Origin of the sequence: Pseudomonas brenneri, assembly GCF_007858285.1 — a bacterium.
Taxonomy (GTDB): domain Bacteria; phylum Pseudomonadota; class Gammaproteobacteria; order Pseudomonadales; family Pseudomonadaceae; genus Aquipseudomonas; species Aquipseudomonas brenneri.
This window is the reverse complement of sequence record NZ_VFIL01000002.1, coordinates 235440-259767: the sequence shown is the minus strand read 5'-3', so window position 1 is coordinate 259767 and position 24328 is coordinate 235440. Positions and strand designations below refer to the sequence as shown.

Sequence of the window (24328 nt, the reverse complement as noted above, 5' to 3'; positions counted from 1 at the left end):
TGATCAGTGATCGAACACGGCCAGTGCCGCCGGGGTCTTGCTCGGGAGGGTCTTGTCCGGGGCCGGGGCATCGCTGCCCGCGCCAAGGCCACCGCCCAGGGCGGTAACCAGCTCGGCATGGGCGCTCAGGCGCGCAGCCTGGACCTGTTGCTCGACCTGTTGCTGACGAAACAGCAACGTCTGGGCGTTGAGAACATTGAGGTAATCGGTCAGGCCGCGTTGGTAGGCGATCATCGCGATGTCATAGGTTTTCTGCGCCGATGCCACCGATTCGGCGGCGAATATTTGCTGCTTGGCCATGGATTCGCGGCGGATCAGTTGGTCGCTGATGCCCTTGAGCGCATTGACCAGGGTCTGGTTGTAGCGAGCCACGGCAATGTCGTAGCCGGCGCTGGCCTCGCCCAATTGCGCGCGCAGGCGGCCGCCGTCGAAGATCGGCAAGGTGATCGCCGGGCCGACGCTGTAGTTGAGCTTCTTGCCGGTGAGGAACTCCAGCATACCGCCGCCGGTGGCGACGTAGCCGAGGCTGCCCACCAGGTCAACATTGGGGTAGAAGCCGGCGTGAGCCACGTCGATCCCCCGGGCCTGGGCCGCCACTTGCCAGCGGCTGGCGACCACATCGGGACGCTGGCCAAGCAATTGCGCGGGGAGTGCCGACGGCAGTTTCAGCGGTTCGCCGAGGGCCAGGGTCGGTCGCTGCAGTTTTGCCCCCTCCCCCGGGCCCTTGCCGGCCAAAGCCGCCAGTTGGTTGCGGGTCAGGGCGATTTCTTCGTCGAGGGCGTCCAGTTGCCGGTGGGTTTCGGGCAATGGGGACTGGGCCTGGCTGACTTCAAAATGTGTGCCGATACCGCCATCCAGGCGCTTTTGCGCCAGGTCGAGAATCTGCTGTTGCTGGGCCAGGGTGGCGGCGACGATATCGCGCTGGGCGTAATGCAGCGACAGTTGGATATACGCGCGCACCACGTTGTTCTGCAATTCCAGCTGGGCCTGGCGCGCTTGGGCGACACTCATATGGGCCAGGTCCACCGCGCGCTCAGTGGCGTTGCGTTCTCGGCCCCACAGGTCGAGGGCGTAACTCAGGCCCAAGGCGGCGTTGTTGTCCCAGGTGGTGGAGTTGTCCAGTTTGCCAGGGCCGTAGAACTGATCGCTCGGCCAGTTGTGGCGCTTGAGCGTGGCATCCCCGTTGATCTGCACGGCCTCGGCGGACTCGGCCAGCCCGGCCATGGCCCGCGCTTCACGCACCCGCGCGGCGGCTTCGGCCATGCTCGGGCTGCCTTGTACGGCGAGGTCGATCCAGGCATTGAGTTGCGGATCGCCATAAACCTGCCACCACCGGGTGATCGGCCAGTGGGCATCCCGGGTGGCGCTCTGGATCGCGTCGTCGGTGGCCAGGGTATTGGCGGCAAGACTCTTGCCTTGGGGGGCAACTCCTCCGGTTCCGATGCAGCCGCTGATTGCTAACGATAAAGCCCAAACACTGAGAGTCTTCAGCTCTCTGCTGATGCGACGCGGCACTGCTGCGAATTCCTGAGGTGGTGTTGCGGGGACGGTGCGGCAATTCTAGGGGGCGCAAGGAATGGCGATAAGGTGGGATTCCTGTGAATCTTTGTTACCGTTAAGGCGATAATCCATTGGTCGGGCTCACTCGCCCCCGTAACTTCGTGTCACAATTTGCCATCTCCCTTGAGAGCACCCCATGGACACTTTGCAAAACATGCGCGCCTTCAGTTGTGTCGCCGAAGCCGGCAGCTTCACCGCCGCCGCCGTGCAACTGGACACCACCACGGCCAACGTCTCGCGCGCGGTCTCCAATCTGGAGGCCCACCTGCAAACCCGTTTGCTCAACCGCACCACCCGCCGCATCGCCCTGACCGAGGCGGGCAAACGCTATTTATTACGCTGTGAGCAAATCCTGGCCTATGTCGAGGAAGCCGAGGCCGAGGCCAGCGACGCCCATGCACGGCCTGCCGGGCAGCTCAAAGTGCACACCATGACCGGCATCGGCCAGCATTTCGTGATCGACGCGATTGCCCGCTATCGCCGCACCCACCCCGATGTGACCTTCGACCTGACCCTGGCCAACCGCGTGCCAGACCTGCTGGACGAGGGCTACGACGTGTCCATCGTGCTCGCCAGCGAGCTGCCGGACTCAGGGTTTGTCTCCCAGCGCCTGGGGATCACCTACAGCATCGTCTGTGCCTCGCCAGCCTACGTCAAAGCTAACGGCTGCGCGCAGCGCCCCAGTGATCTGCTCAACCATGCCTGCCTGCGCCTGGTCAGCCCGGTGATTCAGTTGGACAAATGGGTGTTCAACGGCCCGGATGGCCAGGAAAGCGTGAGCATCAACAGTTCGCCATTCCTGGTGAATTCCGCCGACGCGATGAAGACCGCGATCATCAGCGGCATGGGCGTCGGCCTGCTGCCGGTGTACGCGGCCATCGAAGGCCTGCGCAATGGCACCCTGGTGCGGATGATGCCGACTTACCGCTCCCAGGAACTGAACCTGTACGCCATCTACCCGTCGCGCCAGTACCTGGATGCGAAGATCAAGACCTGGGTCGAATACCTGCGTGGCTCGCTGCCGGAGATCCTGGCGGCGCACCAGGCGGAGTTGGTGGCGTATGAGTTGAGTGGGAGTTTGGGTAGCGTGCGCCTTACGACCTGATTTGGAACACGGCCTCCCAAATAGTGGAGATCACCCTGTGTACGGGCTTGCCCGCGATAGCCATGAGTATCTACACAACTGTCTTCTTGGTATGTGTACATATCCGTTGCTGCGGTCAGGGCCACTTAGGGTTCCGCTCTTACAGCGGGTCACTTTCGAAAAGCGCGAAAGTAACCAAAGCGCTCTTGCCCCACCACTCGGTGCCTCGCCTAGGCTCGGCATGCCCGTAATCCGACATTGATTTGGGTGGCCGCCGCGATGGGCCATCCATGGCCCAGCGCGGCTAAACCGGCGTCCTGCCGGTTTACCCCCCAAATCAATATCGGATTCCGGCCAGCGTGGTTTAACGGGGCGCCTAAGATCAAAATCAAAAAGCAAAGCGAGTCGAGGCGGCCTGACAGCCGACCTGATTCTTGATGCGTACGCGCACCCTTTGTGGGAGCGGGCTTGCTCGCGAAGGCACTGGGTCAGTCAACATCAATATTTGCTGGGCCGACATCTTCGCGAGCAAGTCGAATCGTCGCACCGCCGCTCCCACAGGTAAGCAGCCAGCTCTGCACTATGCTTTTACTTTTGCTTTTACTTTTGATCTGGCTTTTGATCTTAGGTGCCCCGTCAAACCACGCTGGCCGCAGGCAGGTATTGCACAGTGGGCACCCGGTGTCCTGACAAGTGTGTGCAGGAATGTTAGCTTGCTTGGCATTCCTCCCTGTCGATGAGCCCCACTTGCGATGAAAAAGACTGTCCTCGCCTTCAGCCGTGTCACCCCCGAGATGATCGAACGCCTGCAACAGGACTTTGACGTCATCGCGCCCAACCCCAAGCTCGGTGATATCAACGCGCAATTCAATGAAGCCCTGCCCCACGCCCACGGCCTGATCGGCGTGGGCCGCAAGCTGGGCCGTGCGCAGCTCGAAGGTGCGGGCAAGCTGGAGGTGGTGTCCAGCGTCTCGGTGGGCTACGACAACTACGATGTGGACTACTTCAACGAACGCGGGATCATGCTCACCAATACCCCCGATGTGCTGACCGAAAGCACCGCCGACCTGGCCTTCGCCCTGCTGATGAGCAGCGCTCGTCGCGTGGCCGAGCTGGACGCCTGGACCAAGGCCGGGCAGTGGAAAGCCAGTGTCGGCGCGCCGTTGTTTGGCTGTGATGTACACGGCAAGACCCTGGGCATCGTCGGCATGGGCAATATCGGTGCCGCCATCGCCCGCCGTGGGCGCCTGGGCTTCAATATGCCGATTCTCTACAGCGGCAACAGCCGCAAGAGCGCGCTGGAACAGGAACTGGGCGCGCAGTTTCGTAGCCTGGACCAGTTGCTGGCCGAGGCGGATTTCGTGTGCCTGGTGGTGCCGCTCAGCGAGAAAACCCGTCATTTGATCAGCACTCGCGAACTGGGGCTGATGAAGTCCAGTGCAATCCTGGTGAACATCTCCCGGGGTCCGGTAGTGGACGAGCCCGCGCTGGTCGAGGCCCTGCAAAACCACACCATTCGCGGCGCTGGGCTGGATGTGTATGAGAAGGAGCCGCTGGCCGAGTCGCCGCTGTTCCAACTGAGCAATGCGGTGACCTTGCCGCATATCGGTTCGGCCACCCATGAAACCCGCGAAGCCATGGCCAACCGCGCCCTGGACAACCTGCGCAGCGCATTGTTGGGCCAGCGCCCGCAGGATCTGGTGAACCCGCAGGTGTGGAAAGGCTAAGACACAACACAACCCACTGTAGGAGCGAGCGTGCTCGCGAAAAACATTAACGATAACGCGTCTATCCTGAATAAACGCGGCGTCCTCGGGTTTTTCGCGAGCACGCTCGCTCCTACAGTTTTTTGTGCCTGCGTCGATAACCTCCCATAGAAGATTGTTATCCCTGATCCACAGAAGGTTTTTATGTCCACCACCAAAGCCCGCGCAGATTCACTCTCGCTTCTGCTCTTTACCTTGCGCAGCGGCAAGCTGATGGCCATCAACCTGCTGAAAGTCAGCGAAATCATTCCCTGCCCGCCGCTGACCAAGCTGCCGGAGTCCCACCCCCACGTCAAAGGCATCGCCACCCTGCGTGGCGCGGCCTTGTCGGTGATCGACCTCAGCCGCGCGCTGGGCGAAATGCCCCTGCAAGACCCCGACGGCGGCTGCCTGATCGTCACCGATGTCAGCCGTTCCAAGCAGGGCCTGCATGTGCAGGCCGTGAGCCGGATCGTGCATTGCCTGACCACCGATATCCGCCCGCCGCCCTTCGGCTCCGGCGGCACGCGCTCGTTTATCACCGGCGTGACCCAGGTGGACGGCGTGCTGGTGCAAGTGCTGGACATCGAAAAAGTCATCCATGCCATCGCCCCCGCCCAGATCGAAGTGGCCCCCACCGACCTGACCATGGAAGAGGCCGAAGTGCTCGGCCATGCACGCATCCTGGTGGTGGACGACAGCCAGGTCGCCCTGCAGCAATCGGTACACACCCTGCGCAACCTCGGCCTGACCTGCCACACCGCACGCAGCGCCAAGGAAGCCATCGACGTGCTGCTGGAGCTGCAAGGCACTGCCGGGCAGATCAATGTGGTGGTGTCTGACATCGAGATGTCGGAAATGGACGGTTATGCCCTCACCCGCACCCTGCGCGAAACCCCGGACTTCCAGGACCTTTACGTGCTGTTGCACACCTCTCTGGACAGCGCGATGAACAGCGAAAAAGCGCGCCTGGCCGGTGCCGACGCGGTATTGACCAAGTTCTCGTCGCCCGAACTGACCAAATGCCTGGTTGTCGCGGCCCAGACCGTGGCGCAGAAAGGCCTGTAGACGGTGACAGAGTATTACCAACTGCTACGCCGCGACCTCACTGGCAGCCTGCCCGCACCACAGTGGCCGGCCGACACCCGCCTGGATCATTACCGCGAAGAGCTGGCCCCGGCGATTCATGCGGTATTGCGCATGACCCAGGAACAGGGCGGTGGCCGCGTCGCCAACCTGGACACCTGGCAGCAGCAGTTCGTCACCGACGCAGAATTCGACCCCACGCTGTGCCTGGTGGCCAGTAACGGTGATGGCATTCTCGGCGTCGCACAGTGCTGGACCAGTGCCTTTATCAAGCACCTCTGCATACACCCCTGCGCCCAGGGCCAGGGCCTGGGGCGCGCCTTGTTGCTGCATAGCTTCCAGGTGTTCAAGCAGCGTGGCGAACCCTATGTGGACCTCAAGGTACGCGAGAGCAATCTGCGCGCACGTCAGTTGTATGAGAGTGCGGGCATGGTCTTTGTCCTGCGCGACGTGGTGCCGCAAGACTGACAGGCACTGGCGCATAACTTGCTTCCAGAGTCTCTGAACGGCGGATAGAGGTAAAAACCCGTCACCGTTCTAGAGAGCCCTCTGACCTGGCCTGGTAGCAGATCCTCCATGAATACTCAGTTTTCCTGCGTAGGTTGCGGCAAATGCTGCACCGATCACCATGTACCCCTGACCCTCGACGAAGCCCGCATGTGGGCGGCAGACGGTGGCAATGTCATCGTTCTGGTGGAAGGCTTCCTGGGCAACGGCCTGGGCCTGCCACTGCAGCAACGCGAGCATGCCGAACGGCGTTCGGTGGTGGTGCCCAGCGGCACAACCCAAGCGTTTGTAGCAATCACCTTTGCCGCCTACAACGCCGGGCCCTGTCGGAATCTTGACGCAGACAACCGCTGCCGGATCTATGAGCGTCGCCCGCTGGTCTGTCGCATCTACCCGATGGAGATCAACCCGCATATCCCGCTGAACCCGGCCGCCAAGGATTGCCCACCGCACGCCTGGGAACAGGGCCCGGCGCTGATCGTCGGCGGCGAACTGATGGACCTGGAACTGGCAGAGTTGATCCGCCGTTCCCGCCAGGCTGACCGTGACGATGTGCAGACCAAGGAAGCGGTGTGCGCCCTGTTGGGGATTCGCACCACCGCGCTCAAGGGCGATGGCTTTACCGCGTACCTGCCGGACATGGGCGCCTTTGCCCAGGCCATTGAGTTGGCGGTGGAGCAACCCGCCGAGGCCCATGAATGGGCATTTCATGTCTCCGGAATGGACATTGCCGAACAGTTGCTGGACGCCGGGGCGCAGATAGCCACAGAAGTACCAGCCAACTATGCGTTTATCTCCCTGCGCGCAGCCTGACCTGACACGGGCAAACGCTAGCGGCGCTTGCCCCAGAACTCTTCTGCCAGCCGCCGCAGGTCTTGCGCCAGTGCCGCCACGTCGCCCGAACTGAGCTGGCTTTGCTGGCCGGCACTGACAGTGGCCTCGCCAGCATTGCGGATGCTGACGATATTGCGATTGATGTCCTCGCTCACCGCGCTCTGCTCTTCCACCGCCGTCGCGATCTGCACACTCATCGCGGTGATCTGGTTGACCCGCTGACTGATGCCGTCCAGGGCCGATGCGGCACGCTGGGCATGCTCGACACTGACGTCGACATGTTGGCTGCTTTGCTCCATGGCCATCACCGCATCCCGGGCGCCGCCCTGCAGGGTGCTGATCATGCGCTGGATTTCATTGGTCGATTGCTGGGTACGTTGGGCCAGGCCGCGCACTTCGTCGGCCACCACCGCAAAGCCACGGCCCTGTTCGCCCGCCCGCGCGGCTTCGATGGCCGCGTTGAGCGCCAGCAGGTTGGTCTGCTCGGCAATCGCCCGGATCACTTCCAGCACACTGGAAATATCACCGCTGTGGTTTTCCAACTGATGGATCACGGTGGTGGCCCTGGCCAGCTCCTGAGACAGGCGCAGCACCGCATCGCGGCTTTCGTCCACCCGCTGATGACCTTCGCGGGTCTCGCTACCGGCCTGGTCTGCGGCCTTCGAGGCCTGCTGGGCATGGTGGGCGACTTGCGCCACACTGGCCGCCATCTGCTGGATGGCGGTTGCCACCTGATCGGTCTGGCTCTGCTGGCCAAGGGTGCTGGTGTGACTGCTATCCAGTTGTTCGACCAATGCGGCGGCGTGCCCGGATAAACGCTGCGACGCATCGCCAATCCGGCCGACCACCGCGCCTACCTGGGCCTCAAGCATCTGCATGGCAAATTCGATTTGCCCCAGCTCATCCGCGCGCCCGGTGTAGATCGCCTGGCTGACGGGGTTGTCGGCAATCTGCCGCGCCCGCTCACTCAATTGCTTCAGGGGACGCAACAACAGATTGATGCCCAATACCCCCGCCGCGCCCACTGCCGCCAGGCCCAGCACTTGCAACGCCCATGAATAACTCGCCAACCCAGCCCCCACGCCCCAGGTCAGGACGCACGTTGCGCCGGTGACCAGCGACAACTTCAAGGGCATCTCCAGTATTGGCCGCCAGCGCCTAGTCCCTGCACGCAGGCGCGCATAAGCGCGCTCCGCCGCCATCACTCGCCGCGCATCAGGCTTGGTGCGTACCGACTGATATTCCACCGCCACGCCGTCGCGCGTGACCGGCGAGGCATAGGCACTGACCCAATAATGATCACCGTTCTTGCAGCGATTCTTCACCATGCCCATCCACGAGCGACCGCTCTTGAGGGCCTGCCACATATGGGCAAAGGCCGCCGACGGCATGTCCGGATGGCGCAGCAGATTATGTGGCGCGCCCAACAATTCCTCGCGGCTGTAGCCACTGACGTCGATGAAGTCCTGGTTGGCGTAGGTAATCGAACTGCCGAGGTCAGTGGTCGAGAGGATATTGGCGTCTTGGGCAATGTCCACACTTCGCCCCGTGACCGGGAGATTGATCTTCATGGAAAGCGCGCTCGGGGGGTTATTGAGGGAGTCGGCAAGGGGCACCGACTCTAAGCGCACCGCTTGAGCAAATACTGATCCAGCTCATGTTCCACGCATTTAGTTGCCCGGTGTGATCACCACCGCCCCGTGATGGTCCTCGGTCTGGGCCACACACTCGATCGCCACCCGTGCGCCGCGCGGCAGCCTGCGTACGGCCAGTACGCTGCGGGCGGGCAAGCGGCCACTGGCGAAGTAACCCAGGTACACCTGGTTGACCAGGGTCAGGTCATCCAGCTCGACCAGCATCAAGGTGCATTTGGCCACTCGGTCCAGCGACGACTGATGGCGCTCCAACAGGTCGTGCAGGGTTTTCATCACCTGTTTCATCTGCGCGCCCGTGCCTCCTCTGACCAGATTGCGGTTCGCATCCACACCCAAAATAGTCGAGATATACAGCGTGCTGCCCACCCGCACAGCCTCGGAAAAGGGCAGCTCCACATCAGTGGGGTAGAACTGCGGCCCATTGGTGTCTTGCACGGTGGCGGCGTCGGGCTCTTGCTCCTGATAGTTCTGGAGAATGCGCTGATGCTCGCCGCTCTGCCTGAGCTGCTCCAGCGCCCGGTTAAGGTCACTGCGTAACTGGGGGTCGGATTTGCGCACGCCGATGGCCACGGCGGTGCCCATCTGCTGCCCGGTGACTGGCGGGCCGACGAAGTCGAAAGATTGCCCCTGCTCAGTGTCGAGCAGTTCCTGGCGGATTTCTGCGGTGCCCTGCAGCGTCGCGTCGATATCACCGGCCACCAGGCTGCGGATCAACTGGTCGTTGAGCCAGAAGCTCTTGATGATCACACCGGCCGGCGCCCATTGTGCCTGGGCGAAGGCTTCACGATTGCTCCCGGTCAGAACGCCCACACGCTTGCCCTTGAGGGCGCGCACCGTGGGCATCAGCCCGGAATACCTACGTGCTACCAAGTGCGTGGTCAGGGGGTACAAATCGTCGGTAAAGTCGATCAGGTTGCGGCGCTGGGGCGTTGAAGCCATACCCATGATCGCATCGAAACGCCGGTTTTCGAGGGCCTCGATACTGCGGGTGAATACCTGGTCGACCCAGATGCAGCGGGCGTCGAGCTGGGCACACAAGGCATTGCCCAAGTCGATATTCAGGCCGACCAACTGCCCTTGTGCATTGCGGCTTTCATAGGGAGGAAACAGCGGGGAGATCGCGAAGCGGATCTCGCTGCGTGGCGCAGCACCGGCTGTTGCCCCAACAAAAAAGCCGCCTGACAACAGCCCAGCGGATAACACGAAGATCTTTGCCAAAGCCATGAAGACATCCCTTTCTTGAAAGACCAACGCCTTCAACCGGGGCTTCTGCCAGCCAGGTGGGGCGAAGGGGTATCGAGCAAGCTTTCAAGAAAGAGTCATGGACCGACAAGGCGAAAAGTCAGCAATGATTGTAGGCACAACTGCCGTTAGCGTTTACCCATCGAGCGGCGTGTGCCTGGCGGCGCCATACCAGGGGTCTTGGTGTGGCCGTTCTTGGCGCCGTTTTTGTACCACGGCTGATTACCGTCTTTCGCCCCGGCCAGTTCACCCGGTTTGAAAGGGAACTTAAAAGCAGGAATTACCGGCTTGGCTTCACTGTCGAGGCTGTCTGGGTTGGCGGGATCAGCCAATTCGGCGCTTTCAACAGGCGATTGTGTCGGGGAAGTCATGGAAGCTCCGGAACGTGCAAAAAATGACGCGGGCCCGCCTTGCAGGCCACACTGGCGCGCAGTATACCTGCGCGCCCTAGTTCTTTAACCACTGCTCGTACGAATGGTCGACCTTTGCTGACAGCGCTGTCAGTTAACGGTCACTTTGCTGACCGGGTTTGCAGGCTATAAAGAGCATCCAGCCTTCCAACTCTCTGTCCGGACGCCGCTCGCCCATGCACATTCAACGAAAAACCACCTTGATTGTGCTCGTCTGCGTGGCCCTGGCGACTGTGGCCTGGCTCTCGATCCGGCCAGCCAAGACCAAGCTGTCCGCCTCCAGCGCGATTCCGGTGCGGGTGGTCAGTGTCGCGCAACAGGATATCCCGCGCTTTGTCAGCGGGATCGGCTCGGTGCTGTCGCTGCACAGTGTGGTGATTCGCCCCCAGGTCGATGGCATTCTCACCCAATTGCAGGTCAAGGAAGGGCAACTGGTCAAGGCCGGCGACCTGCTGGCGAGCATCGATGACCGGGCGATCCGCGCCAGCCTCGACCAGGCCAAGGCCCAGTTGAGCGAAAGCCAGGCGCAGTTGCAGGTGGCGCAGGTCAATCTCAAGCGTTACAAGGAGCTGAGCATCGACGACGGTGTGTCGAAGCAGACGTATGACCAGCAACAAGCCCTGGTCAACCAGCTCAAGGCCACGGCACAGGGCAACCAGGCGGCGATTGATGCGGCCCAGGTACAACTTTCCTACACGCAGATTCGCTCCCCCGTCAGCGGCCGGGTGGGGATTCGCAATGTGGATGAAGGCAACTTCCTACGCACCAGCGATACCCAAGGCCTGTTCTCGGTGACGCAGATCGACCCGATCGCGGTGGAGTTCTCCCTGCCACAGCAGATGCTGCCGACCCTGCAAGGCCTGATCGCCGCGCAGCACCCGGCCAGTGTCGATGCGTTCCTCGGCGCCGACACCGATAGCCCGGCGGCGGTCCTGCTTGGCGAAGGCCGCCTGAGCCTGATCGATAACCAGATCAGCGCTACCACCGGCACCATCCGCGCCAAGGCCGAATTCAGCAATGCCACGCAAACACTATGGCCAGGGCAACTGGTCACGGTGAAGATCCAGACCGCCCTCGACAAGGCCGCCCTGGTGGTGCCGCCGACGGTGGTCCAGCGCGGCATGGACTCGCACTTCGTGTACCGCCTCAATGGCGACAAGGTGGATGTGGTCCCCGTACACGTGGCCTACCAGAACAGCGACCTGACGATTGTTACCGGGGTGCAGTCCGGCGATGTGCTGGTCAGCGACGGCCAGTCACGCCTCAAGGCCGGCGCCCAGGTGGAGGTGCTCAAGGAGCCGCCGCAAGTGATCCAGACGGCCCAAGCGCAGGCCCGGCCATGAAAGGCCATGGTTCGGTATCGGCCTGGTGCGTCGACCATCCGGTCGCCACCCTGCTGCTGACCTTTGCCCTGGTGCTGCTGGGCTTGATTGCCTTCCCGCGTCTGCCGGTCGCGCCGCTGCCGGAGGCGGAGTTCCCGACCATCCAGGTCACCGCCCAACTGCCCGGCGCCAGCCCCGACACCATGGCGTCCTCGGTGGCCACGCCCCTGGAAGTACAATTCAGTGCCATACCCGGCATGACCCAGATGACCTCCAGCAGCGCCCTGGGCTCCACGCTGCTGACCCTGCAATTTACCCTCGACAAGAGCATTGATACCGCCGCCCAGGAAGTGCAGGCGGCGATCAATACCGCGGCCGGCAAGTTGCCCAGCGACATGCCCAACCTGCCGACCTGGCGCAAGGTCAACCCGGCGGACAGCCCGGTGCTGATCCTCAGCATCAGTTCCAACAACATGCCTGGCACCGAACTGAGCGACTATGTGGAAACCCTGCTGGCCCGGCAGATCAGCCAGATCGACGGGGTGGGCCAGATCAGCATCACCGGCCAGCAGCGCCCGGCCATTCGCGTGCAAGCCTCGCCGGACAAGCTCGCCGCCATTGGCCTGACCCTGGCCGACATCCGCCTGGTGCTCCAGCAATCGAGCCTGAACCTGGCCAAGGGCGCGCTGTATGGGCGCGACAGCGTGTCGACGCTGTCGACCAACGACCAACTGTTTCATCCCGAGGAATATGGCGAGCTGATTGTTTCCTACAAAGACGGCGCGCCCGTGCAACTGCGCGATGTGGCGCGGGTGATCAATGGCTCGGAGAACGCCTACGTGCAGGCCTGGTCTGGCGACACGCCAGGGGTCAACCTGGTGATTTTCCGCCAGCCGGGGGCCAACATCGTCGACACCGTGGACCGCATCCAGGCCGAGCTGCCGCGCCTGCAGGCGATGCTGCCGGCGTCGGTGGATGTCAGCTCGTTGTCGGATCGCACCAAGACCATTCGCGCCTCGCTGCATGAAGTGGAAATCACCCTGTTGATCGCCGTGTTGCTGGTGGTGGCGGTGATGGCGCTGTTCCTGCGCCAGTGGTCGGCAACCCTGATTGTCTCCAGCGTGCTGGGGGTATCGCTGGTGGCCACTTTCGCCTTGATGTACGTGATGGGGTTCAGCCTGAATAACCTGACGCTGGTGGCCATCGTCATCGCCGTGGGCTTTGTGGTGGACGATGCGATTGTGGTGGTGGAGAACATCCATCGTCACCTTGAGGCGGGCCTGGACAAGCGCGAGGCAGCGATCAAGGGGGCCGGCGAAATCGGTTTTACCGTGGTGTCCATCAGCTTCTCGCTGGTGGCCGCGTTTATCCCACTGCTGTTCATGGGTGGCGTGGTCGGGCGCCTGTTCAAGGAGTTTGCCCTGACCGCGACCTCGACCATCCTGATTTCGGTGGTGGTGTCCCTGACCCTGGCGCCGATGCTGGCCGGGCAGTTCATGCGCGCGCCCACCCACCCTCCCCACGACAAGCCGGGCTTTGGCGAGCGCCTGCTGGCCAGCTATGCCCGGAACCTGCGACGGGCACTGGCCCATCCGCGCACGATGCTCGCTATCTTCACCGTGACCCTGGGCCTGGCCGTGGCCGGCTACGTGTTTATTCCCAAGGGGTTTTTCCCGGTACAAGACACCGGCTTTATCCTCGGCACCAGCGAGGCGGCCGCCGATGTGTCCTACCCCGATATGGTGGCCAAGCACCAGGCCCTGGCCGAGATCATCAAGGCCGACCCGGCGGTGGAAAACTTCTCACACTCGGTGGGCGTGACCGGCAGCAACCAGACCATTGCCAACGGCCGCTTCTGGATTGCCTTGAAGGATCGCGGCGATCGCGACGTGTCCGCCAGCCAGTTCATCGACCGGATTCGCGCCAAACTGGCCCAGGTACCGGGGATCGTGCTGTACCTGCGCGCCGGCCAGGACATCAACCTCAGCTCCGGGCCCAGCCGCAGCCAGTACCAATACGTGCTCAAGAGCAACGATGGCGCAACCCTGAATACCTGGACCCAGCGCCTGACCGAAAAACTGCGCGCCAACCCGGCCTTTCGCGATCTGTCCAACGACCTGCAACTGGGCGGCAGCATCACCCACATCAGCATCGACCGCCAGGCGGCCGCGCGGTTTGGGTTGACGGCCACCGATGTCGACCAGGCGCTGTACGACGCGTTCGGCCAGCGTCAGGTCAATGAGTTCCAGACCGAGACCAACCAGTACCAGGTGGTGCTGGAGCTGGACAGCCAACAACGGGGCAAGGCCGAGAGCCTGAATTATTTCTACCTGCGCTCGCCGCTCAGTGGCGAGATGGTGCCGCTTTCGGCGCTGGCCAAGGTAGATCCGCCAACCGTCGGACCGTTGTCCATCAGCCATGACGGTATGTTCCCGGCGGCCAACCTGTCGTTCAACCTGGCGCCGGGGGTGGCCCTGGGCGACGCGGTGATCATGCTCGACCAGGCGAAGAACGAGATCGGCATGCCGAGCACCATCATCGGTAACTTCCAGGGTGCGGCCCAGGCATTCCAGAGCTCATTGGCCAGCCAGCCATGGCTGATCCTCGCGGCGTTGGTGGCGGTCTACATCATCCTTGGCGTGTTATACGAAAGCTTCGTGCATCCGCTGACGATCATCTCGACCCTGCCCTCCGCCGGCCTCGGCGCATTGATCATGCTGTGGCTGTTGGGCCAGGACTTTTCGATCATGGCCTTGATCGGCCTGGTGCTGTTGATCGGCATCGTCAAGAAAAACGGCATCCTGATGATCGACTTTGCCCTGGAAGCCCAGCGCGTACGTGGGCTGGCACCTGGCGATGCGATTTATGAAGCTTGTGTCACGCGTTTTAGGCCGATCATCATGACCACCCTCGCCGCCCTGCTGGGCGCCGTACCGCTGATGCTCGGCGCAGGCCCCGGCGCGGAGCTGCGCCAACCACTGGGCATCGCGGTGGTCGGTGGGTTGCTGGTGAGCCAGGCGCTGACGCTGTTCACCACACCGGTCATATACTTGTACCTTGAGAAACTTTTCCACAGACCCAAACCGGCGCTCGGGCTGGCGACCACACATTGAGGCGGGGTCATGCGTGTCCTGATTATTGAAGACGAAGAAAAAACTGCCGACTACCTGCATCGCGGGCTGACGGAGCAAGGCTATACGGTGGACGTCGCCCACGATGGCGTCGAGGGCCTGCACCTGGCCCTGGAAAGCGACTACGCGGTGATCGTGCTGGATGTGATGCTGCCCGGCCTCGACGGTTTTGGCGTACTGCGTGCCCTGCGGGCGCGCAAGCAAACCCCGGTGATCATGCTGACCGCCCGCGAGCGCGTGGAAGATCGCATTCGCGGCCTGCGCGAAGGCGCCGACGATTACCTGGGCAAGCCGTTTTCCTTCCTCGAACTGGTAGCGCGCCTGCAAGCCCTGACCCGGCGCAGCGGCGGGCATGAACCGGTGCAGGTGACCATCGCCGACCTGTGGATCGACCTGATCAGCCGCAAGGCCAGCCGCGCCGGCCTGCGCCTGGACCTGACGGCCAAGGAGTTCTCGTTGCTCAGTGTCCTGGCCCGGCGCCAGGGCGAAATCCTGTCGAAGACGGCCATTGCGGAAATGGTCTGGGATATCAACTTCGACAGCGACGCCAATGTGGTCGAGGTGGCAATCAAGCGGCTGCGGGCCAAGCTCGACGGGCCGTTCGAACACAAGCTGCTGCACACTATTCGCGGCATGGGCTACGTGCTGGAGAACCGCAGTGTCGAGTAACTCCATTGCCCTGCGCCTGAGCGGCATGTTCAGCCTGGTGGCGCTGGTGATTTTCCTGCTGATTGGCGGTGCGCTGTACCAGCAGGTGGACCGCGGCCTGGGCCTGTTGCCGGGAGCCGAACTGGATGCGCGCTACAGCGTGCTGGAGTCGTCGATCACCCGCTTCGGTACACAGGATCACTGGGGCAAGATGGCCAACAAGCTCAAGTTGTTGGGGGAAGAGGACAAGCGCATTCGTTTCTGGGTGGTCAGCAGCGACCCAACCTATGAATACGGCAACCCGGATGCGCGCATCCGCGAATTTGCCACAGGGCCGACGGGCAAACGCGACCTGCACCTGCCGGGGCACGCCTACCCGTTCAAAGTACTGGTCAGTCAGTTCCCCGCCAAAGACCAGCGCCCGCCCCTGCGTTTTATGATCGCCATCGACACCGCCAACTTCCGCACCACCCAGCATCATTTGCTGATGGCGCTGATCAGCCTGGCGTTTGTCGGCGTGGTACTGGCTTCCCTGCTGGGCTTCTGGGTCGCGCGTATCGGCCTCAAGCCGCTGATCAAGTTGTCGGATGAAGCGCAAAAACTGGCACCGCCGAAACTCTCCGGGCGCCTGCAACTGTCGCCGCTGCCGCCGGAACTCAAGCAGTTCGTCAATTCCTTCAACTCCACCCTGGAACGTGTGGAAACCGCCTACTCGCGCCTGGAATCGTTCAACGCCGATGTGGCCCATGAACTGCGCTCGCCGTTGACCAACCTGATCGGCCAGACCCAGGTGGCGCTGACCCGTGGCCGCTCCGCCGAACACTACTTCGAAGTGCTGCAATCGAACCTGGAAGAGTTGGAGCGCCTGCGTTCGATCATCAACGACATGCTGTTCCTGGCCAGCGCCGACCAGGGCAGCAAGGCGACCAAGCTGATTGAAAGTTCCCTGGCCGATGAGGTGGCGACCACCCTCGACTACCTGGACTTCATCCTGGAGGACGCCCAGGTGCAGGTCTCGGTGGTTGGCGATGCCTTGGTGAAAATCGAAAAGGCCCATTTACGGCGAGCACTGATCAACTTGTTGAGCAATGCGGTGCAGCACACGTCACCGGGGCAGGTGATCGAGGTGCGGATTGAAGCCCGGGAGCAGCAGGTGGTGATCGGGGTGACCAACCCTGGCGAGCTGATTGCCAGCGAGCACTTGCCCCGTTTGTTCGAACGTTTCTACCGCGTTGACGCCTCGCGCAGTAACAGCGGGGCCAATCATGGCTTGGGCCTGGCCATCGTCAAGGCGATTGCGTTGATGCATGGCGGGGATGTGTTTGTGCGCAGCGAGCACGGTGGCAACACCTTTGGTATCACCCTGCCGATTTGAATTTTCAAACCTCCCACATAAACCCATTCCCACAGGTTGATCTTCATCGTCTGGACTGTTGCGGTTTGGGCAACAGTCATTATCTTGTTACACTCTGTACCGTACCGCTCGCCTGCGCCAATATGTCGCACCGACGAGCGAGACGGCAAAGACAGCCGACCCGCCCTGCCATTTCCCTCGACTTATTTCCAGGGCTCTACACTGGGAATCTGTTTTAAAGCCGCTGACTTCAGCGGCTTTTTTTTGCCGTAAAAAAGGCCAGGAACACCCCACGACATTGGCCGTTCAGACTGACCCAAAGGAGCTCCCCGGTGAAAACCGCGCTGACATTCACCCCGTTATTCCTCGCGATTGCAGCAACTATCTCCCCGCTCGCCCATGCGGCAGACGCTCCACCTGCCGACGGTTTCGTCGAAGGCTCAACGCTCAACATCAACACCCGCAACTACTACATGAACCGCGACCGCCGCGACATTCATATCGATGACAGCAAAGAATGGGGCCAGGGTTTTCTCGGTATCTTCGAATCCGGCTACACCCAAGGCACCGTGGGTTTTGGCCTGGATGCCCACGCCATGCTCGGCCTGAAACTCGACGGCGGTGGCGGCACCGATGGCTCCAGCATCCTGCCGTACGGCAGCGGCAGCGGCAAAGCGCCCGGGTCGTTTTCCACCGGTGGCGGCACCCTCAAGATGCGCGCCTTCGATACCGAGCTGAAAGCCGGTGACCTGTTCCTCAACAACCCGGTGATTGCCGGTGGCATGACTCGCATGCTGCCCGAGACCTTTCGTGGCGTCAGCCTGACCAACCACAGCCTGGACGGCTGGATGTTCGAAGGTGGCCAGGCCAGCTTTGCCAAGCTCTACAACCAGAGTGGCCATGGGCGCATCGGCACCAGCTATGGCGCGCTGCCCAAAGGTGAAAGCAGCCAACACATGAACTGGGCCGGCATGGCCTGGAGCGGCCTGCCAGGACTGACCAGCAACCTGTACGCCTCCGAGCTCAAGGACGTGTGGAACCAGTACTACTACGACCTGGACTACACCTACGCGCTCAATGACCTGATCAGCCTCAACCCGGGCCTGCACTTCTACCATACCCAGGACACCGGGCATGCGCTGCTGGGGGATATCGACAACAACACCTACAGCCTGCATTTCACCGTCGGCGTGGGCAATCACAGCGTCACCGCCGCGTACCAGCGGGTCAACGGCAACACGCCGTTCGACTACATCGCCCAGGGCGACAGCGTGTACCTGGACAACTCCCAGCAGTACTCGGACTTCAACGGCCCCAACGAGCGTTCGTGGAAGCTCAAGTACGCCTATGACTTCGCAGGCCTGGGCCTGCCGGGCCTGACCTCGGCGGTGTCCTATATCAGTGGCAAGACCGACCTGACCAAGGTCGACCCCAACAGCCGTGGCTACTCGGCCTGGTACAACGCCGACGGCAAGAACGCCAAGCACTGGGAACGGGACATCGACCTCAAGTACGTGGTGCAGGGCGGCAAGGCCAAGGACCTGGCGGTGCGCCTGCAATGGGCGACCAACCGTGGCAGCAATGGCTACTCGGCGGTGGACCGGGATGTGGATGAGTACCGGATGATCGTCGACTATCCAATCAACGTGTTCTAACCCGTAGCACTGTAGGAGCCGGCTTGTCGGCCCCTACATCTTGTTCTGCACTCTTTTGCGGGCTTGCTACTACGCTAAGGGCATCCTCGACGCAGAAGTACGCCCGATGAGCTCAAGCCCAGCACGCCCGCCCCGCCCGACCCGTCGCCCGGAGTTTATGTTGATCCTGGGCAGCGGCCTCACCGTGCTGATGATCGTCAGTGTCGTGACCGTGCTGCTGATTCGTGAACACGCCAACACCCTGCAGGCAGCCAAGCGTACGGCGAGCACCATCACCCAACTGATCGACGCCGATGTGCTGCGGAACGTCGAACTGTATGACCTGTCCCTCAAGGGCCTGATCGCCGCCACCGAGCGTAGCGATCTAGAGGGTGTGTCGGCCAACATCCGCCACCTGGTGTTGTTCGACCGCTCGACGGCCGCACGCTACAAGGGCGATATCCTGTTGCTGGACAGGACCGGCGAGGTCATCGCCGACTCTTCGCTACTAAAGCCCAAGCCCGGCAACTTTGCCGACCGCGACTACTTCCAGGTGCACCGTCAAAACCCGGAGCTCGGGCTGTTTATCAGCCGCCCCTTCCAGACTCACTGCGTGTGTGAGGATAACTGGCGCATTGCCTTCAGCCGCCGTGTGTCGTCCGCCGACGGGCGCTTTATGGGCGTCGCAGTCGCGTCCATGCGTTTGTCGTACTTTGCCCAACTGTTCAATAGCCTGAACATTGGCAACAACAGCACCATCAACCTGCTCAATCACCAGGGCATCCTGCTGGCGCAACAGCCGTTGCTGGAGCCGGACATTATCAACAAGGACCTGAGCGCCCGACCCAACGTTGCCCGGATCCTGCGCGAGCGCGACGGCAGCTTTAGCAGCGTCTCCAGCGTCGACCGTCAACGACGCCTGTACACCTTCTCCAATGTCGGTGCCCTGCCGTTGATTGTGGTGGTGGCCTTGTCCAACGACGAGATCTTCGCCCCCTGGAAACGTGCCGCCCTGCTGATCAGCGCTGCCACCGGGGTGTTGTGCATCGGTTTGCTGTGGCTGACCTGGATGTTGTGCATGGAGTTGCGCCGTCGCTATCGTGCCGAAGGGGTGCTGTCAGAACTGGCAGCTACCGACCCGCTCACTGGCCTGGCCAACCGCCGCACACTGGACCAGCGCCTGAACCTGGAATGGGATCGCGCCCAGCGCTCCGGCGAACCCTTGACCCTGTTGATGATTGATGTCGACCACTTCAAGGCCTTCAACGACCGCCATGGCCATCAGGGTGGTGACGAAGCACTGCGCAGTGTGGCTCAGGTGATCGAGAGCAATATCCGCAGGCCCGCCGACCTCGCGGCCCGTTATGGCGGTGAGGAGTTTGCGGTGATCCTGCCCAATACCGACAGCCAGGGCGCCCAGGTGATTGCCGAGCATATCCGCAGCAGCGTCGAGCACTTGCCACGGGTGGCCGGGGATACACAGCCAGTCACCGTGAGCATCGGCCTTAGTAGCTGGCACAAACGCAGCAATGCGTCATTGGAAGAACTGCTGCTCAGTGCCGACCGGGCGCTGTATGAGGCCAAGGATGGCGGGCGCAACCGTACCGTTGATGCCGCAGGTTGATTGCGCTATAAAAAAAGGCCACCCGAAGGCAGCCTTTAAAAACTAAAGAAAGAGAGTTGTTACTTACACCGCCGCAACGGGACGCATGTAAGAGATCGGTGCGGTGCTGGCATCTTCGAAGGTCACGACTTCCCAAGCATCTTTCTGCTCAATCAACTTGCGCAGGAGCTGGTTGTTCAGTGCATGGCCCGACTTGAAGCCTTTGAACTCGCCTATCAGGCTATTGCCCAGCAGGTAGAGGTCACCAATTGCATCGAGGATCTTGTGCTTCACGAATTCGTCTTCATAGCGAAGGCCGTCTTCGTTCAGTACACCATCCGCGTCGACCACGATGGCGTTTTCCACGCTGCCGCCGAGTGCGAGGTTGTGCTTGCGCAGGTACTCGATGTCACTCATGAAACCAAAGGTACGGGCGCGGCTGACTTCTTTTACGAACGAAGTGCTGGAAAAATCCACGCTTGCACTTTGGGTGCGGTCACGGAATACCGGGTGATCGAAATCGATCTCAAAGCTCACTTTAAAGCCTTCGAACGGGACGAAGGTGGCGCGCTTGTCGCCGTCTTCTACTGTCACTTCCCGCAGAATGCGAATGAACTTCTTGGCTGCGTCCTGTTCTTCCAGGCCGGCAGATTGAATCAGGAATACGAAAGGTCCAGCGCTACCATCCATGATCGGGACTTCAGACGCGGAGAGCTCGACGTAGGCGTTATCGATGCCCAGGCCAGCCATGGCCGAGAGCAAGTGCTCCACCGTGTCCACTTTGACGTCACCGTTGACCAATGTGGTCGACATGGTGGTTTCGCCAACGTTTTCCGCGCGAGCAGGAATCTGCACCACAGGGTCCAGGTCGGCACGAACAAACACGATGCCGGTGTCGACAGGTGCGGGCTTGAGGGTCAGGTATACCTTCTCCCCGGAGTGCAGACCTACACCTGTGGCACGGATAATATTCTTCAGGGTGCGTTGTTTAATCATGGCTTGGACCGCTTCAGCGCAAATTGCGAACTGGTATCAACAAAGGCTGGCGATAATAACAGACCAGACCTTTGCTGAACACCAATCACCTTCATAGCCCTGATACATTCCATTAATCGGCCTGACGACGCAGGAAAGCCGGGATGTCCAGGTAATCCAGATCATCTTGCGGATTCGGGCTACGGGACGCAGCAGCACCGGCCTGAGCCTGGTTGCGCATCACGGTCGGGCGATCCAGGTCACGGTAGTTCACCGACGGCATTTCCGGGCGCACAGGCGCTGGAGCGGCAGTCGAAGACGCCTGGCTGGTGTGAACGGTATTGTCGATGACCTTCACAGGCTTCTCGATTTTTGCGCCCAGGCCAGTGGCAACCACGGTCACATGCAGTTCGTCGCGCATGTCTGGATCGATAACAGTACCGACCTTGACCATCGCGTGCTCGGAAGCGAAGGCTTCGATGATGCTACCCACGTCGGAGTACTCACCCAGGGACAGGTCGGGACCTGCGGTGATGTTCACCAGGATGCCGCGTGCACCTTGCAGGTTCACGTCTTCGAGCAACGGGTTGCGGATGGCCGCTTCGGTGGCTTCACGTGCACGGTTCGGACCGCTGGCGCAGCCAGTGCCCATCATCGCCATGCCCATTTCGCTCATCACGGTACGTACGTCGGCAAAGTCGACGTTGATCATGCCCGGACGCTTGATGATGTCGGAGATACCGCGAACGGCACCGGCCAGTACGTCATCGGCCTTGGCGAAAGCCGACAGCAGGCTGGCGTCTTTACCGAGGATGGTCAGCAGTTTCTCGTTGGGGATGGTGATCAACGAGTCAACGCTTTCAGACAGCAGACGGATACCTTCGTCGGCGATCTGCATGCGCTTGCGGCCTTCGAACGGGAACGGACGGGTCACGACTGCAACCGTCAGGATCCCCATTTCCTTGGCCACTTCGGCAATGATCGGTGCTGCACCGGTACCGGTACCGCCGCCCATGCCAGTGGTGATGAACACCATGTTGGTGCCTTGCAGCACTTCGGCAATACGCTCGCGGTCTTCCAGGGCGGCTTGACGGCCGACTTCCGGATTGGCACCAGCGCCGAGGCCCTTGGTCACCGCGGTGCCCAATTGCAGGATGGTCCGCGCGCCGATGCTTTTGAGCGCCTGGGCATCAGTGTTGGCGCAGATGAATTCAACGCCTTCAATGTTGCTCTTGACCATATGGTTGACAGCGTTGCCGCCGCCACCGCCGACACCGATTACTTTGATAACCGGGCTTGCGGGGATGTTGTCTACGAGTTCGAACATTTTCCCTCTCCTTTCATTTCTCTAGTTTTTTCGCCTACTACTTGAAACGGTGTTGCGGTAAATCTTTAGAAATTGCCCTTCACCCAGGCTTGCAGGCGCTCCAGCAACGGCGCTTTCGGCTCGTCACTGCTGTAGCTTTCGCGGCTGCCAATGCCCGACAGGGAAATGCCGTCGGTCTGCTTTTGCAGGCCGTACAACAGCAAGCCCACACCGGTGGAGTAAATCGGGTTGCGCACCACGTCGCCCAGGCCCTTGACGCCATGGGGCACGCCCAGGCGCACAGGCATGTGGAAGATTTCCTCGGCCAGTTCGACCGCGCCTTCCATCTTCGAGGTGCCGCCGGTCAGCACGATGCCGGCCGGGATCAGATCTTCGTAGCCACTGCGGCGCAGTTCAGCCTGGATCAGGGTGAACAGTTCGTCGTAGCGCGGTTCGACCACTTCGGCCAGGGCCTGGCGCGACAGTTCGCGCGGTGGACGATCGCCCACGCTTGGCACCTTGATGGTTTCACCGGCACCGGCCAGCTTGGCCAGGGCGCAGGCGTAGCGAATCTTGATTTCTTCGGCGTACTGGGTCGGTGTACGCAGCGCCATGGCGATGTCGTTGGTCACCTGGTCGCCGGCAATCGGGATCACCGCGGTGTGACGGATCGCACCTTCGGTGAAGATTGCGATGTCGGTGGTGCCGCCACCGATGTCCACCAGGCACACGCCCAGTTCTTTTTCGTCGTCGGTCAATACCGAGTAGGCCGAGGCCAGTTGCTCAAGAATGATGTCGTCGATTTCCAGGCCACAGCGGCGCACGCACTTTTCAATGTTCTGTGCGGCATTCACGGCGCAGGTCACCACGTGGACCTTGGCTTCCAGACGTACGCCCGACATGCCCAGGGGCTCGCGAACACCTTCCTGGTTGTCGATCACATAGTCCTGCGGCAGGGTGTGCAACACGCGCTGGTCAGCCGGGATAGCCACGGCCTGGGCCGCGTCCAATACGCGCTCCAGGTCAGCCGAGCTGACTTCACGGTCGCGGATCGCCACGATGCCGTGGGAGTTCAAGCTGCGGATGTGATTGCCTGCCACACCGACGAATGCCGAGTGAATCCGGCAGCCAGCCATCAACTGCGCTTCTTCGATAGCGCGCTGGATCGACTGCACGGTGGATTCGATATTGACCACCACGCCCTTCTTCAGGCCCCGGGACGGATGCGTGCCGATTCCGACGATTTCCAGCGTGCCGTCGTCCGCGACCTCGCCTACCAGCGCCACCACCTTGGAGGTGCCGATATCGAGACCGACGATCATTTTGCCGCTTTGCACGTTTGCCATGGGTCCTGCCTCTTCTTAATTCTTCGCGACAGCGGGTTGCGCTGCCGTGGGCGCAGCCGGTTCGCGCCAGCTAACGGCCAGGCCGTTGGCGTAACGCAGGTCGATGCTCGCAATGTTCGTAATCTGTTCTTTCAGGGTTTTGTCGTAAATGGCGATAAAGCGGCGCATCTTCTCCACCAAGTGGTCGCGTCCCAGCAACAACTCGATGCCCGGGCCGGAACTGCCTGCCCCGGTGGTCAGGAACCAACTGCCCCGCTCGCGCAATTCCAGGCGCGCAATGGAGAAGCCCAGTGGCCGCAGCATCTGGCTCAACGCCTGGTACTGCAGCATCACTTGCTGCTGTGCCCGTTGCGGTCCGAACAACTGCGGCAAATGCTCGTAGTTGGCCAGCTCACGCGGGTTGAACGCCTGGCCCTGGTTGTTCAACAGCGCTTCGTCGCCCCAACGGGCCACGGGCAGTTGCTCTTCCAGGCGGATCGTCACTTGATCCGGCCACACGCGCCGTACTTCGGCGTGGGCAATCCACGGCATCTGTTCCAGTTCGGCACGCATGCCTGCCAGGTCGATGGTGAAGAAGCTCGCCGCGACAAAAGGCGCGATCCGCTGCTGCACCGCTTGCTGGCTGATGTAGCTCAAGTCGCCTTGCACGCTGATCTTGGTGATCGGGCGGTCGGCATACGGCAACAGGCGCTGCGCACCTTCATAGGTACCAAAGCCCAGCGCCACCAGCAGCACCGGCCAGAACAAGGCCTTGAGAAAACCAAAGTTGGCTTTCGGCAGGCGCGCCGACATCGGCTCTTTAGCCACCATTCGACTGGCACCACGCGGCACCGGCTTGCGGCCGGGAGCGGGTTGCTGATGACGAAGCGATGCGCCTTGCATGGTC

At 61.7% G+C, this 24328-nt stretch carries 18 protein-coding genes and 2 pseudogenes; 11 read left to right on the top strand and 9 right to left on the bottom strand.

From position 1 onward, the window contains the following. Nucleotides 1-3: 3 nt before the first annotated feature. Nucleotides 4-1515: an efflux transporter outer membrane subunit gene (locus FJD34_RS04480; RefSeq protein ID WP_090291991.1), complete on the bottom strand. Its 1512-nt coding sequence runs from the start codon at nucleotides 1513-1515 to the stop codon at nucleotides 4-6. A gap of 181 nt (nucleotides 1516-1696) precedes the next feature. On the opposite strand from FJD34_RS04480, the gene FJD34_RS04475 reads away from it, so the two are divergent. The 5 genes from FJD34_RS04475 to FJD34_RS04450 all read left to right on the top strand — a co-directional run bounded on the left by FJD34_RS04475 (nucleotide 1697) and on the right by FJD34_RS04450 (nucleotide 6795). Next, entirely contained in the window at nucleotides 1697-2665 is a 969-nt protein-coding gene (locus tag FJD34_RS04475) for a LysR family transcriptional regulator (protein WP_032860025.1), read from the top strand. 731 nt (nucleotides 2666-3396) lie between these two features. Beyond that, entirely contained in the window at nucleotides 3397-4371 is a 975-nt protein-coding gene (locus FJD34_RS04465; protein WP_032860026.1) for a 2-hydroxyacid dehydrogenase, read from the top strand. A gap of 183 nt (nucleotides 4372-4554) precedes the next feature. Then, nucleotides 4555-5457 carry a chemotaxis protein CheV gene (locus FJD34_RS04460; protein WP_032860027.1) on the top strand — a complete coding sequence of 301 codons (903 nt, stop codon included), beginning with the start codon at nucleotides 4555-4557 and terminating at the stop codon, nucleotides 5455-5457. Between the two features lie 3 nt (nucleotides 5458-5460). Beyond that, a complete protein-coding gene (locus FJD34_RS04455) occupies nucleotides 5461-5943 on the top strand; it encodes a GNAT family N-acetyltransferase (protein ID WP_032860028.1) in 483 nt (160 codons plus the stop codon). Between the two features lie 108 nt (nucleotides 5944-6051). Further along, entirely contained in the window at nucleotides 6052-6795 is a 744-nt protein-coding gene (locus tag FJD34_RS04450; protein ID WP_090291993.1) for a YkgJ family cysteine cluster protein, read from the top strand. Between the two features lie 17 nt (nucleotides 6796-6812). Here FJD34_RS04450 and FJD34_RS28800 read toward each other — a convergent pair. From FJD34_RS28800 to FJD34_RS04435, 4 genes and pseudogenes are all read right to left on the bottom strand, one after another. Continuing rightward, nucleotides 6813-7805, bottom strand: a pseudogene (locus tag FJD34_RS28800) (methyl-accepting chemotaxis protein); the annotation flags it as partial. Between the two features lie 300 nt (nucleotides 7806-8105). Beyond that, a pseudogene (locus tag FJD34_RS28795) lies at nucleotides 8106-8387 on the bottom strand (PAS domain-containing protein); the annotation flags it as partial. Nucleotides 8388-8486: 99 nt separating this feature from the next. Next, nucleotides 8487-9695: a transporter substrate-binding domain-containing protein gene (locus tag FJD34_RS04440; RefSeq protein WP_090291997.1), complete on the bottom strand. Its 1209-nt coding sequence runs from the start codon at nucleotides 9693-9695 to the stop codon at nucleotides 8487-8489. Between the two features lie 146 nt (nucleotides 9696-9841). Beyond that, nucleotides 9842-10084 carry a hypothetical protein gene (locus FJD34_RS04435; RefSeq protein WP_032860031.1) on the bottom strand — a complete coding sequence of 81 codons (243 nt, stop codon included), beginning with the start codon at nucleotides 10082-10084 and terminating at the stop codon, nucleotides 9842-9844. Between the two features lie 215 nt (nucleotides 10085-10299). On the opposite strand from FJD34_RS04435, the gene FJD34_RS04430 reads away from it, so the two are divergent. The 6 genes from FJD34_RS04430 (at nucleotide 10300) to FJD34_RS04405 (ending at nucleotide 19836) form a co-directional block, all read left to right on the top strand. Then, nucleotides 10300-11466: an efflux RND transporter periplasmic adaptor subunit gene (locus tag FJD34_RS04430; RefSeq protein ID WP_090291998.1), complete on the top strand. Its 1167-nt coding sequence runs from the start codon at nucleotides 10300-10302 to the stop codon at nucleotides 11464-11466. Beyond that, nucleotides 11463-14558: a multidrug efflux RND transporter permease subunit gene (locus FJD34_RS04425; protein WP_032860033.1), complete on the top strand. Its 3096-nt coding sequence runs from the start codon at nucleotides 11463-11465 to the stop codon at nucleotides 14556-14558. Before FJD34_RS04430 ends, FJD34_RS04425 begins: the two co-directional genes overlap by 4 nt. A gap of 9 nt (nucleotides 14559-14567) precedes the next feature. Continuing rightward, a complete protein-coding gene (locus tag FJD34_RS04420) occupies nucleotides 14568-15245 on the top strand; it encodes a heavy metal response regulator transcription factor (RefSeq protein WP_032860034.1) in 678 nt (225 codons plus the stop codon). Further along, on the top strand, nucleotides 15235-16599 hold the full coding sequence (locus FJD34_RS04415; RefSeq protein WP_090292000.1) for a heavy metal sensor histidine kinase: 1365 nt from the start codon (nucleotides 15235-15237) through the stop codon (nucleotides 16597-16599). The genes FJD34_RS04420 and FJD34_RS04415 overlap by 11 nt, the downstream gene beginning before the upstream one ends. A gap of 311 nt (nucleotides 16600-16910) precedes the next feature. Continuing rightward, entirely contained in the window at nucleotides 16911-18233 is a 1323-nt protein-coding gene (locus FJD34_RS04410) for an OprD family porin (RefSeq protein ID WP_090292002.1), read from the top strand. Nucleotides 18234-18339: 106 nt separating this feature from the next. Then, nucleotides 18340-19836, top strand: a complete 1497-nt coding sequence (locus FJD34_RS04405) for a sensor domain-containing diguanylate cyclase (RefSeq protein ID WP_090292004.1) — start codon at nucleotides 18340-18342, stop codon at nucleotides 19834-19836. 63 nt (nucleotides 19837-19899) lie between these two features. Here FJD34_RS04405 and lpxC read toward each other — a convergent pair whose 3' ends face one another. From lpxC to FJD34_RS04385, 4 genes are all read right to left on the bottom strand, one after another. Then, nucleotides 19900-20811: a UDP-3-O-acyl-N-acetylglucosamine deacetylase gene (gene lpxC, locus FJD34_RS04400; protein ID WP_029297841.1), complete on the bottom strand. Its 912-nt coding sequence runs from the start codon at nucleotides 20809-20811 to the stop codon at nucleotides 19900-19902. A 112-nt stretch (nucleotides 20812-20923) separates the two neighbouring features. Next, complete coding sequence (gene ftsZ, locus FJD34_RS04395; RefSeq protein WP_029297839.1) at nucleotides 20924-22117, bottom strand: cell division protein FtsZ; 1194 nt, start codon at nucleotides 22115-22117, stop codon at nucleotides 20924-20926. Between the two features lie 65 nt (nucleotides 22118-22182). Beyond that, nucleotides 22183-23442 (bottom strand): cell division protein FtsA, encoded by a 1260-nt coding sequence (gene ftsA, locus FJD34_RS04390; RefSeq protein ID WP_029297837.1) that lies wholly within the window; start codon nucleotides 23440-23442, stop codon nucleotides 22183-22185. Nucleotides 23443-23457: 15 nt separating this feature from the next. Then, a complete protein-coding gene (locus FJD34_RS04385) occupies nucleotides 23458-24324 on the bottom strand; it encodes a cell division protein FtsQ/DivIB (RefSeq protein WP_065944191.1) in 867 nt (288 codons plus the stop codon). Between the last annotated feature and the right edge of the window lie 4 nt (nucleotides 24325-24328).